Annotated in this window: 13 protein-coding genes; 2 read left to right on the top strand and 11 right to left on the bottom strand. The window is 58.7% G+C overall.

Annotated elements, in window-relative coordinates; all coding sequences use genetic code 11:
* On the bottom strand, window positions 1-369 hold the full coding sequence (gene sdhD, locus ACI2KS_RS08320; protein ID WP_404618977.1) for a succinate dehydrogenase, hydrophobic membrane anchor protein: 369 nt from the start codon (window positions 367-369) through the stop codon (window positions 1-3).
* Window positions 363-749, bottom strand: a complete 387-nt coding sequence (gene sdhC, locus ACI2KS_RS08315; protein ID WP_404618976.1) for a succinate dehydrogenase, cytochrome b556 subunit — start codon at window positions 747-749, stop codon at window positions 363-365. Before sdhC ends, sdhD begins: the two co-directional genes overlap by 7 nt.
* A 350-nt stretch (window positions 750-1,099) precedes the next feature.
* Here sdhC and gltA point away from each other — a divergent pair, with 350 nt between their 5' ends.
* Entirely contained in the window at window positions 1,100-2,389 is a 1,290-nt protein-coding gene (gltA, locus tag ACI2KS_RS08310; RefSeq protein ID WP_404618975.1) for a citrate synthase, read from the top strand.
* A 77-nt stretch (window positions 2,390-2,466) separates the two neighbouring features.
* On the opposite strand, the gene ACI2KS_RS08305 is transcribed toward gltA, so the two are convergent.
* From ACI2KS_RS08305 to ACI2KS_RS08265, 9 genes are all read right to left on the bottom strand, one after another.
* On the bottom strand, window positions 2,467-3,072 hold the full coding sequence (locus ACI2KS_RS08305; RefSeq protein ID WP_404618974.1) for an START domain-containing protein: 606 nt from the start codon (window positions 3,070-3,072) through the stop codon (window positions 2,467-2,469).
* 69 nt (window positions 3,073-3,141) lie between these two features.
* Window positions 3,142-3,399 carry a YkgJ family cysteine cluster protein gene (locus ACI2KS_RS08300; RefSeq protein ID WP_404618973.1) on the bottom strand — a complete coding sequence of 86 codons (258 nt, stop codon included), beginning with the start codon at window positions 3,397-3,399 and terminating at the stop codon, window positions 3,142-3,144.
* A gap of 96 nt (window positions 3,400-3,495) precedes the next feature.
* A complete protein-coding gene (locus tag ACI2KS_RS08295; protein ID WP_404618972.1) occupies window positions 3,496-4,191 on the bottom strand; it encodes a translation initiation factor 2 in 696 nt (231 codons plus the stop codon).
* 118 nt (window positions 4,192-4,309) lie between these two features.
* Window positions 4,310-5,749 (bottom strand): PLP-dependent aminotransferase family protein, encoded by a 1,440-nt coding sequence (locus ACI2KS_RS08290; RefSeq protein WP_404618971.1) that lies wholly within the window; start codon window positions 5,747-5,749, stop codon window positions 4,310-4,312.
* A gap of 218 nt (window positions 5,750-5,967) precedes the next feature.
* Window positions 5,968-6,783: an OmpA family protein gene (locus tag ACI2KS_RS08285; RefSeq protein WP_404618970.1), complete on the bottom strand. Its 816-nt coding sequence runs from the start codon at window positions 6,781-6,783 to the stop codon at window positions 5,968-5,970.
* A complete protein-coding gene (locus tag ACI2KS_RS08280) occupies window positions 6,780-7,145 on the bottom strand; it encodes a DUF4398 domain-containing protein (protein ID WP_404618969.1) in 366 nt (121 codons plus the stop codon). The genes ACI2KS_RS08285 and ACI2KS_RS08280 overlap by 4 nt, the downstream gene beginning before the upstream one ends.
* Before the next feature lie 9 nt (window positions 7,146-7,154).
* Complete coding sequence (locus ACI2KS_RS08275; RefSeq protein WP_404618968.1) at window positions 7,155-7,982, bottom strand: substrate-binding periplasmic protein; 828 nt, start codon at window positions 7,980-7,982, stop codon at window positions 7,155-7,157.
* A 137-nt stretch (window positions 7,983-8,119) separates the two neighbouring features.
* Window positions 8,120-9,049, bottom strand: coding sequence for an electron transfer flavoprotein subunit alpha/FixB family protein (locus ACI2KS_RS08270; RefSeq protein ID WP_404618966.1), 930 nt, complete (start codon window positions 9,047-9,049; stop codon window positions 8,120-8,122).
* Complete coding sequence (locus ACI2KS_RS08265; RefSeq protein WP_404618964.1) at window positions 9,049-9,798, bottom strand: electron transfer flavoprotein subunit beta/FixA family protein; 750 nt, start codon at window positions 9,796-9,798, stop codon at window positions 9,049-9,051. Before ACI2KS_RS08265 ends, ACI2KS_RS08270 begins: the two co-directional genes overlap by 1 nt.
* 527 nt (window positions 9,799-10,325) lie before the next feature.
* Between ACI2KS_RS08265 and ACI2KS_RS08260 the strand changes: the two genes are divergently transcribed.
* Window positions 10,326-11,990, top strand: coding sequence for an electron transfer flavoprotein-ubiquinone oxidoreductase (locus ACI2KS_RS08260; RefSeq protein ID WP_404618962.1), 1,665 nt, complete (start codon window positions 10,326-10,328; stop codon window positions 11,988-11,990).
* The last annotated feature ends 140 nt before the right edge of the window (window positions 11,991-12,130 follow it).

The following is a 12,130-nucleotide window of genomic DNA, read 5'->3' as shown; positions in this document are numbered from 1 at the left end:
TCAGATACCCCAAAGAATCTGCACACCCCAGACGAAGTACGCGAACATCGCAATGCCGCACACAGCCTGGAACAGGAAACGCACAGCGGTCGCCGAGCCGCCCAGCGCCATCGGCGTCAGGTAGTCGGTGGCGATGGTCCACATGCCGACCCAGGCGTGAGCGCCCAGGGCAACGAAGGCCAACAGGCTGAAGATGCGCATTGCGGTATGGGAGAACAGACCGTGCCACGTGGCGAAATCGATGCCAGGGTGGGCGATCACGTATCCGATCAGGAAGATGAAATAAGCCGCGAGCACTACGGCGGAGACGCGTTGCGCCATCCAGTCATAGAGGCCCGAACGTGACAGGTTCGTAACGCTGGTTACCATATCCAAACTCCCGCCAGAACAATCAGCACCAGAGAAACGGCGATGATGATTTTCGAGCCCAGCTTTCCGCCTTCCAGCGTTTCACCGATACCCGCATCCATGATCAAGTGGCGAATACCGGCCACCAGGTGATACAGCAAGGAGGACAGGAGACCCCACACAACGATCTTGGCCAGCGGACTGGTCAAGCATGCCTTCACCTCGGCAAAACCTTCCTCGGAACCCAGCGACTTGCTCAATGCGTAAAGCATGATGGCAAGGCCCAGGAAGAGAATGATGCCGGAGACGCGATGAAGAAATGACGTTACGCCGGTGATGGGGAGTTTGATGGTCCTTAGGTCTAGGTTTACAGGTCGTTGGCTTTTCACGGCTTTTTTCACACTGAAGAGCCCCTAACAATCAGGGCAAGTTGTTGGGAAGTGCACTGGTCAGGTACCCACTACCCAGGAAGTGACGACCCCCAGAAAAACAGGTCGGAAAGCCCCTGGCGGTCGGACGCCGAGTATAGACAGTTAGCCCACTAATGACAACGCACAGACCCTCCCCTAATGGCTGATTGCTTTAGCTGAATAAAAGGCGTAAATGGCAGGGAAATTCGCGGAAAACATAGCCTTAAAGCCTTCTGCCACAAGACTTTTGGCAAATTGACTTTAGAATTTATCTCACTATAGTGGTGCGGGCCCTGCGTGGGGGGCCTGTCTGATGATTTGAAGCATAAATAGGAGGCCACATGGCTGACAAAAAAGCGCAGTTGATCATCGAGGGCGCTGCCCCCGTCGAGCTGCCCATTCTGACCGGCACAGTTGGTCCCGATGTAATCGACGTACGCGGCCTGACCGCCACCGGACGCTTCACATTCGACCCAGGCTTCATGTCGACCGCCTCATGCGAATCCAAGATCACCTATATCGACGGTGACAACGGCATTCTGTTGCATCGCGGCTATCCGATCGAGCAACTGGCCGAGCAGTCCGATTACCTGGAAACCTGCTACCTGCTGCTCAACGGCGAACTGCCGACTGCCGAACAAAAAGCTCAATTCGTCGTCACCGTGAAGAATCACACCATGGTGCACGAGCAGCTGAAGACCTTCTTCAACGGTTTCCGTCGTGATGCCCACCCAATGGCCGTCATGTGTGGCGTTGTTGGCGCTCTTTCGGCGTTCTACCACGACTCGCTGGACATCAATAACCCGCAGCACCGCGAAATCTCGGCCATCCGTCTGGTCGCCAAGATGCCGACCCTGGCCGCGATGGTTTACAAGTACTCCATGGGCCAACCCATGATGTACCCGCGCAACGACCTCAGTTACGCGGAAAACTTCCTGCACATGATGTTCAACACCCCGTGCGAGATCAAACCGATCAGCCCGACGCTGGCCAAGGCCATGGACCGGATCTTCATCCTCCATGCCGACCACGAGCAGAACGCTTCGACCTCCACCGTGCGCATGGCCGGTTCCTCGGGTGCCAACCCGTTCGCCTGTATCGCCGCCGGCATCGCTGCACTGTGGGGCCCTGCCCACGGCGGCGCCAACGAAGCCGTACTGACCATGCTCGATGAAATCGGCGATGTCTCCAACATCGACAAGTTCATCGCCAAGGCCAAGGACAAGAACGATCCGTTCAAGCTCATGGGCTTCGGCCATCGCGTCTACAAGAACCGCGACCCACGCGCTACCGTGATGAAGAAGACCTGCGACGAAGTCCTGCGCGAACTGGGCATCACCAACGACCCGCAGCTGGAACTGGCGATGCGCCTGGAAGAGATCGCGCTCACCGATCCGTACTTCATCGAGCGCTCGCTGTACCCGAACGTCGACTTCTACTCGGGGATCATCCTCAAGGCGATCGGCATTCCGACCAGTATGTTCACCGTGATCTTTGCTCTGGCGCGTACCGTCGGCTGGATCTCGCACTGGAAAGAAATGCTCTCCAGCCCGTACAAGATTGGCCGTCCGCGTCAGCTGTACACCGGCGAAGTGTCTCGCGATATCGTGCCATTAGCAGATCGCAAATAAGCACTGCTGTGAAATAGAAAAAAGGCTGCCAATGGCAGCCTTTTTTCATTCTTGCGCAAACTGTATGGGTCGGTCGGTTATTTTTCGGCGCGTTCCGTCAACGCTTTGAGCGTGTTGAACGGCGCATCCACAACGAACTTGTTCGCCAGCCATGACGGCACGCTGCCACCCGGCTCGGTGTGTACCTGATAGGTTACCTCGGTTTCGTTCGCACCCTTGGGCACCAACTTCCAGAACCCGTCGACCTGCGCTACACGCACAAAGCCCTTTTCTTCGGGAATGTACTTGGGCTGCCCCTCCAGTTTGCGTGTCAGGCTGCCGTCGGCGCCCTCGACCGTGGTGATTTCCAGCACCGAATCACGAGGGGTCACCGGCCATGGCGTATTGAACTGGGTGTAGGTCCAGGTCTTGTCACCTTCGTGCTTGAGCACCTTCTGCGACTTGCACTCGTGAACCCATGAACAGGCGCCCGCGACGTCTTCCTGCAGGGCGCGCAGCTTGGCCACACTGGCCTTGATCGTCGTCACACCTTGGTAAGCCTTGTACTGCGAGCCTGCGATCTCACTGAGGGATACCTTGATGCCATCCTCGTTCTTGGCGACTTTCCACTCTTCAGCCTGAGCCGTAGCGGCGACCAGTACAGTCATGCCTACGCCAAACGCAATCCGGTACAGCGAACCCATTGTCTTATTCCTTATTGTCTGAAGTTCAGATGCAGTGTCATTAACTTATGTTCGGTACATGCCCCACTATCAAGCGATGGACGTGGCCTGCTCCCACCACCCGATCAAGCGAATCGCCTCCTGCGCACTGGCGCCGCAAACATCAGGGTCAGCCGTGAACCGGCTGCACACCGCCGGCCGCTCCGCCTTGCCGAAGATCTGGCACAGCATGTCGACCGACAGCTGCACGCAGCGCTGCCCCGCAGGCTTGCCCAGCGGCATACCGGGAATCGGTGAAGAGATGGAGGGCGCAATGCAGCAAGCGCCGCAACCCGGACGGCATTCCATGGAAACATTCTCTTGGGAGGCAGTGAGAGACGAAGGGATCTTAACCGCTTAAACGCGCGTTTGAAAACGGCCGAATGACCCAGCGGCCTTTACGCGTTATTGCTTGAATTTGAAATCCAGCGCCGCGCCTTCGACTTCCTTGCGCGACTCGTTGCGCAATTGCAGCTGCATTTCATTACTCAACAAACGGCCCTGCAGCTGGAATTCCGGATCGCTGGTGGCGTCCGGGAACATCTTCGGCAATAGCGGCTTGGGCCCGGCAGCCGGGGACTTGGGCTGCGGCGCAGCGGTGATCACATTCGGCGGCGGGGTCAGCTGTTTGACCATATCCGGCGGCAGGCTCAAATCCAGGGCAGCCTTGGGAAGACGCGTGTCTTTGACCACTTGGGCAGCGGATTTACTCTTGCTGGCAACCGGCGCGCGATTGGCATCCTGGGCAGTATCTGCCTTGATCTTGGCCGATTTGCCACTACCACCTGAGGCTTTTTGCTCAGCGGCAGAGGACTTGCCAGCAAGCTGGGACTTCTTGCTGACCGGCGTTTGGGTCTTGTCAGGCTTGCTGGTTGCAACCACCGGGACCACCGGCACATTGGGCGCCAGCTCGTGCACAGGTGATGCGACAACGCCAGCGCTTTGAGCGGGCACAATCACAGGCGCAGGCAGTTGCTTGCCTTGGGCAGCGGCGGCAGGCGCCTGGACTGCAACTTTAGGCGGTGGCGCCGGCAGCTTGTCAGCATCGCAAGCGCTCAGCAACACCACTGTCAGCAAACCGATACAACGCAATGAGTTCATAATCTAAACGGCAGTAAAAAGGCTCAAGCCAATATGCTGGCTCTTTGCATGGCCGCTGACAAGTGAATGCCTTGTCAGCCAGCCCATGAAATATCTGAAAACACCTGAGTGCCTGAGTTCACCAGGCTTGACCGGCGTCCTGACACAACTGCTTGGCCAACATGCCCACGGTCATCAATGCCCTCTCCGCTTCGCGATTCCAGGGCAGACCACAGTTCAAACGAATACAGTGGTTGAACTGCTCTGTATTGCTGAAGATCAACCCCGGCGCGATACTGATACCCTGCTCCAGCGCACGCACGTGCAACTCCTGGGTATTGACCCTGCCCGGCAGGCTGATCCAGAGAATGAACCCTCCCGCCGGCCGGCTGATCTGCGTGCCCTCCGGGAACATCTGCTGCACAGCCAACTGAAAGGCGCTGAGATTTTTTCGGTGCTCCTGACGAATATAGCGCAGGTGCCGGTCATAACCCCCGTTCTCCAGGTAGGAGGCCACACCCATCTGAGTCACGCTGCAGGCCGAATGGGTGCTGAAGGTTTGCAGACGCTGAATTTCCGCCTGGTACTTGCCGGCAATCATCCAGCCGATGCGCACCCCGGGCGACAGGGTCTTGGAGAAACTCGAGCAATAAATCACCCGCCCCAGACGATCGAAGGCTTTCAGCGCCTTGGTCTTGTTCTGCTCGTACATCAGCTCGCCGTAGATGTCGTCTTCGATGACCTGAATGTCGAAATCCGAAGCCAGGCGCAGCAGATGCTTCTGCCGCTCTTCGGGCATGGTGCTGCCCAGCGGATTGCTCAGCCGCGAGGTCATCACCAGCGCCTTGATCGACCACTGATTGGCCGCCAGCTGCAACGCTTCAAGGCTGATGCCGGTGTTAGGATCGCTGGGGATCTCGATAACTTTCAGACCCAGCAGATCGGCCAACTGCAGCAAGCCGTAATAAGTGGGCGACTCAGCCGCGATCAAGTCCCCAGGGCTGGTAAGCACGCGCAACGACATCTGCAATGCATCGACGCAACCATGGGTGATCACCACCTCCGAGGGATCGACCACAACGCCGGCATCGCGCATGCGGATCGCCACTTGTCGGCGTAGAGGCTCGAAGCCAGGGCTGAACATGTAGTTGAAAGCGCGCGGACTCTGGAACCGGGTGACCTTGGCCAATTGCTGATGCAACGCACGCAGTGGCAGATAGTCGATATGGGGCACGGCGGCGCCGAAGGCGAACACCCCTTCGCGACGCGCCTCCACCAGCACTTGCTGAATGATGCTTGCTCGGGTCACCAGGCCCGGACGCTCGACCCGAGCGATGTCGGGGGTCGGCGCCGTCAGGGCAGGTGTCTGGTGAACGTAGTAACCCGACTGCGGCCGTGCCCGGATCAGCCCCTGATCTTCCAGGTTGGCGTAGGCCTGAAGCACGGTTGCGTGGCTCACATTGAGCTGCGAGCTCATCTTTCGCACGGAGGGCACGCGCTCGCCGGGTTGATAGACGCCCCGGCGAATGTCCTCAGCCAACTGCTGGGCGATACGCTGGTACAGCAGAAGATTGGTCATTTTGCGTCCGTCGACACCCTTCCTGAATCGTAAAGTACGGCCATCAATAGCACGGATCACCGGCACAGTTGCCAAGTGTACGGGGACAGTTTATCAATCGGCTAGTGGTACGTTATTCTGGCGAAAGATTTCATGCCGCGTATCCGCCAACATACCGACTGACAGAGACTAAAAAGCCCGGATTTTCGACAAACCCGGGCTTTTTTGAGCAGTACTTGTCAGCGAGGCGCGCTCAGGTGGCCTTTTTCATCGGAGAAGACGATTTCCACACGCCGGTTTTGAGCGCGACCGCGCTCGGAGCTGTTCACGTCAACCGGAAATTGATCGCCGTATCCTTCCACTTGCAAGCGTTCATCCTCAATACCCAGATCCGCGAGCACATCGGCTACCGACTGAGCACGATCTCGAGACAGCTGCAGGTTTTCCTGACTGTCGCCGGTGCTGTCGGTGTAACCCTCGATGCGCACCACACGCTTGGGGTTGAACTGGAGGAACTGAACGACCTTGAGTACCGTGCGGTTAGCCGAGCTTTTCAACTCTGCCCGGCCGGTATCGAAAAGCATGTCACCCAATGTCATCACCAGGCCGCGCTCACTCTGCTGTGTCGACAGACTGATGACCTGATCTTGCGCCCATTTGCCCTGTTGCTGGGCGCCGGACAACTTGGCTTCGCGCAAGGCCAGTTGCAGACGCTGGCGTTCGAGTTCAAGCCGTGCGAGTTTTTCCTGGTTGAGCAACAACTGACTGTGTTCGGCGGCGATAGCGCTGTACCGGCTGCTCAGATAGGCGTAGTGGCTGACGTCATCGGCACTGCCGACGTAGCTCGACAGTCGATCGGCGCGCGCCAGCAATTCACCGGCACGAATCACATCCCTGGGCGCGCTGCGCAGCACATTGGTGTCACCCTTGACCTTCTGGAAGTCAGCACTGGCGCTCTGCAGGGCCTTGTCACTGTTCTGGTGCCCGGCGCATCCATACAGCCCCGCACTTGCCAAAAGCAGGCAGAAACTCATCACACGTGGAACACCGTTCATTGAGCCGCTCCCAGTTGCTTGCGCAGGCGATCCAGACGGACATTTACCTGGTTCAGCTGCTCTTCGCTTTTCTGGGTCAGCACCCGGGCCTCGGCCAGGCGTGCATCCAGCTCGGCCTGCTCGGCTTGCATCCGCGCATCCTTGTAGGATTTGTCAGTCATATCCTCACGTGCCTGGGCCAGCTTCGATTGAGCATTGGCAAGGTCAGGCTCGTCATCGGCGGCACCGACGGCGATGGCCTGGGAAACGGCCTGCTCGGTCAGCTTCAGCTGCTCATTGGGGGCAGGATCATTCGCGCAACCGAACAGAGAGGCAATCGCCAGGGTTGCGAGCAAGGGTTTTGTTCTGAAGAAAAAGCTCAAAAAACATTCCTACTGATGTGTGGCACTGGTCGGCTGCTGCAACTGGGCCTTCCATAGCTCAAGATTGCGGGTAACGGCTTCGCTGGAGCGGCTGGAAGCTGCCAATTCTGTCATTTTTTTTGCCAGCTGTCCGCGCAACCATGAATCGTTGCACGCCGAATTGAACGACAACGCCAGGTACAGTCCGGGCCTGTCCAGCGGCAGGGGTTGCACGAGCAGATCCTTGTCCATGCCCAGCGTCTGCGCCAGCGCCATACCTGCATAGCGGCCCGCCAGGACGAACTCGACCTGACCGAGCATCAATTTTTGAAACGCCTGGGTGAGGGTCGGCTGCTTCTCGACGCTCAAGTGTTCCTTGATTGCGTTATCGAACGCGGTACTGACCCGGGTTTTTTCGGAAATCGCACCAGGGTGGCCATGCAGGTCGGCCAGCGCGTTGAAAGGCTGGACATGTCCCACGCGCGTCCAGACCATGATCTCGTTCTGGGCGATCGGCGGATGAATGAAATCCAGTGATTCAAGTTCGCTGGCGTTGAGCGGCGTATCGGCGAGCATATCCATGCGCCCGCTGCGTACCTCTTCCAGCGCCTGACTGCGCTTGCCGGCGAACAGCAGCTCGATCTTGACGCCCATCTGCGTCGCCGCTTCTTTGAGCAGATCGGCGCTGGCGCCCATCAAATGCTTCGGATCCTGCGGGTCGCGCCACAGATAGGGCGGCGCGTCCGGGCTGCCAGTCACCACAAGCCGGTCACATTTGCCCGCCGCAACGGCCGCCAGCGAAGGCAGCATCAGCAAGCCCGCTACCAGCGATGTCAACATCAGCCTTGGCCCCGACATGGCTACATCCTTTTTTCGGTCAATAAAAAACCCGGTCATTGCAGGCTGCCGTAGGCGTCAGTCATCGATTGATACGATGGTCACGCTTTCAGACAGCCCGAAATGAACGGGTTCTCTTTATAAGTCAGGGGACTGGATTAGACCAGCTTCTCCAACTCTGGAATGGCTTCGAACAGATCCGCCACCAGACCGTAATCGGCCACCTGGAAGATCGGCGCTTCTTCGTCCTTGTTGATCGCGACGATCACTTTGGAGTCTTTCATGCCGGCCAGGTGCTGGATCGCGCCGGAGATACCGACGGCGATGTACAGCTGTGGTGCAACGATCTTACCGGTCTGACCGACCTGCATGTCGTTGGGTACGAAACCTGCGTCCACCGCTGCGCGCGAAGCGCCGACGGCAGCGCCGAGCTTGTCGGCCAGGGCGTACAGGTGCTTGAAGTTGTCGCCATTCTGCATGCCGCGGCCGCCGGAAACGACGATCTTGGCAGCGGTCAGCTCAGGACGGTCGGACTTGGCCAGCTCTTCGCTGACAAAGGACGACTTGCCGGCATCATGGGCAGCGCCAACAGCTTCAACTGCAGCTGAACCGCCTTCAGCGGCAACGGCGTCGAAGCCGGTGGCACGCACGGTGATGACCTTGACCGCAGCCGAGGACTGCACGGTCGCAATTGCGTTGCCGGCATAGATCGGACGCTTGAACGTGTCGGCGCTTTCGACCGAGATGATCTCGGAGATCTGGTCAACGTCCAGTTGCGCGGCAACCCGCGGCAGGATGTTCTTGCCGTTGGAGGTGGCAGCCGCCAATACGTGGCTGTAACCCGCCGCCAGCTCAGCAACCAGCGGCGCTACGTTTTCCGGCAGTTGATGTGCGTAGGCAGCGTTGTCGGCAACCAGGACCTTGGCCACGCCCGCGATTTTCGCAGCGGCTTCGCCTACGGCGCCTACGTTCTGGCCTGCGACCAGCACGTGGATGTCACCGCCGATCTTTGCCGCAGCGGCAACGGTGTTCAGGGTGGCGGGAGCGATCGCGCCGTTTTCGTGCTCAGCGATTACGAGAATAGGCATCAGATCACCTTCGCTTCGTTTTTCAGTTTCTCGACCAGTTCAGCAACCGACTTGACCTTGATGCCTGCGCTGCGGGCAGCTGGCGCTTCGACTTTGAGGGTCTTGTTGGTCGAGGAGGTGGAAACACCCAGAGCGTCAGGCGTCAGCACTTCCAGCGGCTTCTTCTTGGCTTTCATGATGTTGGGCAGCGAGGCGTAGCGCGGCTCGTTCAGGCGCAAGTCGGTGGTGACGATGGCAGGGAGTTTCAAGGAAACGGTCTGCGCGCCGGCATCGATCTCGCGGGTGACGTTGACGCTGTCGCCAGAGACTTCGACCTTGGAGGCGAAGGTGCCTTGGGCGTAACCGCTCAAGGCTGCCAGCATCTGGCCGGTCTGGTTGTTGTCGCTGTCGATCGCCTGCTTGCCGAGGATGACCAGCTGTGGCTGCTCTTTATCGACAACTGCCTTGAGCAGCTTGGCCACGGCCAGGGAGGTCAGCTCTTCAGCGGATTCGACGAGGATGGCGCGGTCGGCACCCAGTGCCAAAGCGGTACGCAGTTGCTCCTGAGCCGTGGTCGGGCCAATGGAAACGACGACGATCTCGGTCGCAACGCCCTTTTCCTTCAGGCGTACGGCTTCTTCCACAGCGATTTCGCAGAAGGGGTTCATCGACATTTTGACGTTAGCGAGATCGACGCCGGAGTTGTCCGCTTTGACGCGAACCTTGACGTTGTAGTCGACCACTCGTTTGACAGCTACAAGAACCTTCATGGATTCCTCGTTACTCTCCGGTGAAAAGAAAGTCGCCAGGCTTAACCCGGCGATGGGTACACCTCAGTGTAAAGAACACCTCTGAAAACCACGTATTCGTTGTTGCCTAACGGGGAATTCAGCAAAAACAGCCGCGCGCTCCCGCCAATCCAAGCCATACCACGGCCGGGCGTGTAAACTGCACCCCGCCTGGCCTGGCGAGGGATCGAGCCGGTTTGTTGCACGGCACTTGCGTCGCTTTTAGAGGTGTTCTGTTTAGCAACGGTCAGCATACGACTAGTGCAAAACCGCCCGTATCTTGACCGCAACGCCTATTGCGGTCAATACGACAAAAACGCCAGTCACAAGCCGCGTCCCTATGTTTTATCAGGGTTTCAGCCAATTCAAACAAACGTTTGTATTGGACCTGTGAGGTGGTGTAGATATAATGCGCCCCTTCCAGATGACGCTCGGGCGAGAACCTTTCCGTGTGTCGGTTTTAGCAACCTATAAAAAAATACCGTTGAGCCTTGAGCAGGAGATAGCCAGTGGAACGCGAATTTATGGAATTCGACGTCGTCATCGTCGGAGCCGGCCCCGCCGGGCTGTCCGCCGCATGCCGTCTGAAACAAAAGGCCGCCCAGGCAGGCCAGGAGATCAGCGTCTGCGTGGTGGAAAAAGGCTCTGAAGTCGGTGCCCACATCCTCTCGGGCGCGGTATTCGAACCGCGGGCCCTGAACGAACTGTTCCCGGACTGGAAAGAACTTGGCGCCCCGCTGAACACGCCGGTCAAAAGCGACGACATCTATGTGCTGACCAGCAGCGACGCCGCTACTAAGGTGCCTGGCGCGTTCGTGCCCAAGACCATGCACAACGAAGGCAACTACATCATCTCGCTGGGCAACCTGTGCCGCTGGCTGGCTCAGCAGGCCGAGAACCTGGGCGTGGAAATCTACCCGGGGTTCGCCGCTCAAGAAGCGCTGATCGACGAGAACGGCGTGATCCGCGGGATCATCACCGGCGATCTGGGTGTCGACCGCGAGGGCAACCCCAAGGAAGGCCTGTACACCCCCGGCATGGAACTGCGCGGCAAATACACGCTGTTCGCCGAAGGCTGCCGTGGCCACATCGGCAAGCAGTTGATCAAACGCTTCAATCTGGACAGCGATGCCGACGCCCAGCATTACGGCATCGGCCTGAAGGAAATCTGGGAAATCGACCCGGCCAAGCATCAGCAAGGCCTGGTCGTACACACCGCCGGCTGGCCTCTGGACGTGATGGGCACCGAGAACACGGGTGGCTCTTTCCTCTATCACCTGGAAAACAACCAGGTCGTGGTCGGTCTTATCGTCGACCTGTCCTACGCCAACCCGTTCCTGTCACCGTTCGACGAGTTCCAGCGCCTCAAGCATCACCCGATCCTCAAGCAGTACCTGGAAGGCGGCAAGCGCATCAGCTACGGCGCTCGCGCCATCTGCAAGGGCGGTCTGAACTCGCTGCCGAAAATGGTCTTCCCGGGCGGTGCGCTGATCGGTTGCGACCTGGGCACCCTGAACTTCGCCAAGATCAAGGGCAGCCACACGGCGATGAAGTCCGGCATGCTCGCGGCAGAATCCATCGCCGATGCTCTGTTGGCCGGCAGCGAAGGCGGCGATGCGCTGAACAGTTACGTTGAAGCGTTCAAAGGCAGCTGGTTGCACGAAGAACTGTTCGCCAGCCGCAACTTCGGCCCGGCGATCCACAAGTTCGGCCCGATCCTGGGTGGTGCCTTCAACTTCATCGATCAGAACCTGTTCGGCGGCAAGATCCCGTTCACCCTGCACGACAACAAGCCTGATTACGCGTGCATGAAGCTGGCCGCCGACTCCAAGCGGATCGACTACCCCAAACCTGATGGCAAACTGAGTTTCGACAAGTTGAGTTCGGTGTTCATCTCGGGCACCAACCACGAAGAAGAGCAGCCTTGCCACCTGAAGCTCAAGGACCCGAGCATCCCGATCAGCGTCAACCTGCCCAAGTACGACGAGCCGGCACAGCGTTACTGCCCGGCCGGCGTGTATGAGGTGGTGACTCAGGAAGACGGCGCCAAGCGTTTCCAGATCAACGCGCAGAACTGCGTGCACTGCAAGACCTGCGACATCAAGGACCCGTCCCAGAACATCACCTGGGTCACCCCTGAAGGCGCCGGCGGGCCGACTTACCCGAATATGTAACTACACAGCACCTGTAGCAGCTCAGGACCTGTAGCAGCACGGCTTGCCGGCGGTAGCGCAATTGAAGCCGCTACCGCCGGCAAGCCAGACTGTTATGGTCGGCCAGGCTCGAAAAAAGCGCCCGAACAGGCGCTTTTTTT

Source organism: Pseudomonas sp. NPDC087358 (assembly GCF_044900785.1).
Lineage (GTDB): Bacteria > Pseudomonadota > Gammaproteobacteria > Pseudomonadales > Pseudomonadaceae > Aquipseudomonas.
Note: the sequence above shows the minus strand (reverse complement) of the source record. Positions and strands in the feature narration are given on the sequence as shown.

Bases quoted from the DNA above. Each gene is read 5' to 3' on its own strand.
- sdhD (WP_404618977.1), bottom strand. From the start codon at position 369: ATGGTAACCAGCGTTACGAACCTGTCACGTTCGGGCCTCTATGACTGG.
- gltA (WP_404618975.1), top strand. From the start codon at position 1,100: ATGGCTGACAAAAAAGCGCAGTTGATCATCGAGGGCGCTGCCCCCGTC.
- ACI2KS_RS08305 (WP_404618974.1), bottom strand. From the start codon at position 3,072: ATGGGTTCGCTGTACCGGATTGCGTTTGGCGTAGGCATGACTGTACTG.
- ACI2KS_RS08300 (WP_404618973.1), bottom strand. From the start codon at position 3,399: ATGGAATGCCGTCCGGGTTGCGGCGCTTGCTGCATTGCGCCCTCCATC.
- ACI2KS_RS08295 (WP_404618972.1), bottom strand. From the start codon at position 4,191: ATGAACTCATTGCGTTGTATCGGTTTGCTGACAGTGGTGTTGCTGAGC.
- ACI2KS_RS08290 (WP_404618971.1), bottom strand. From the start codon at position 5,749: ATGACCAATCTTCTGCTGTACCAGCGTATCGCCCAGCAGTTGGCTGAG.
- ACI2KS_RS08285 (WP_404618970.1), bottom strand. From the start codon at position 6,783: ATGAACGGTGTTCCACGTGTGATGAGTTTCTGCCTGCTTTTGGCAAGT.
- ACI2KS_RS08275 (WP_404618968.1), bottom strand. From the start codon at position 7,982: ATGTCGGGGCCAAGGCTGATGTTGACATCGCTGGTAGCGGGCTTGCTG.
- ACI2KS_RS08270 (WP_404618966.1), bottom strand. From the start codon at position 9,049: ATGCCTATTCTCGTAATCGCTGAGCACGAAAACGGCGCGATCGCTCCC.
- ACI2KS_RS08265 (WP_404618964.1), bottom strand. From the start codon at position 9,798: ATGAAGGTTCTTGTAGCTGTCAAACGAGTGGTCGACTACAACGTCAAG.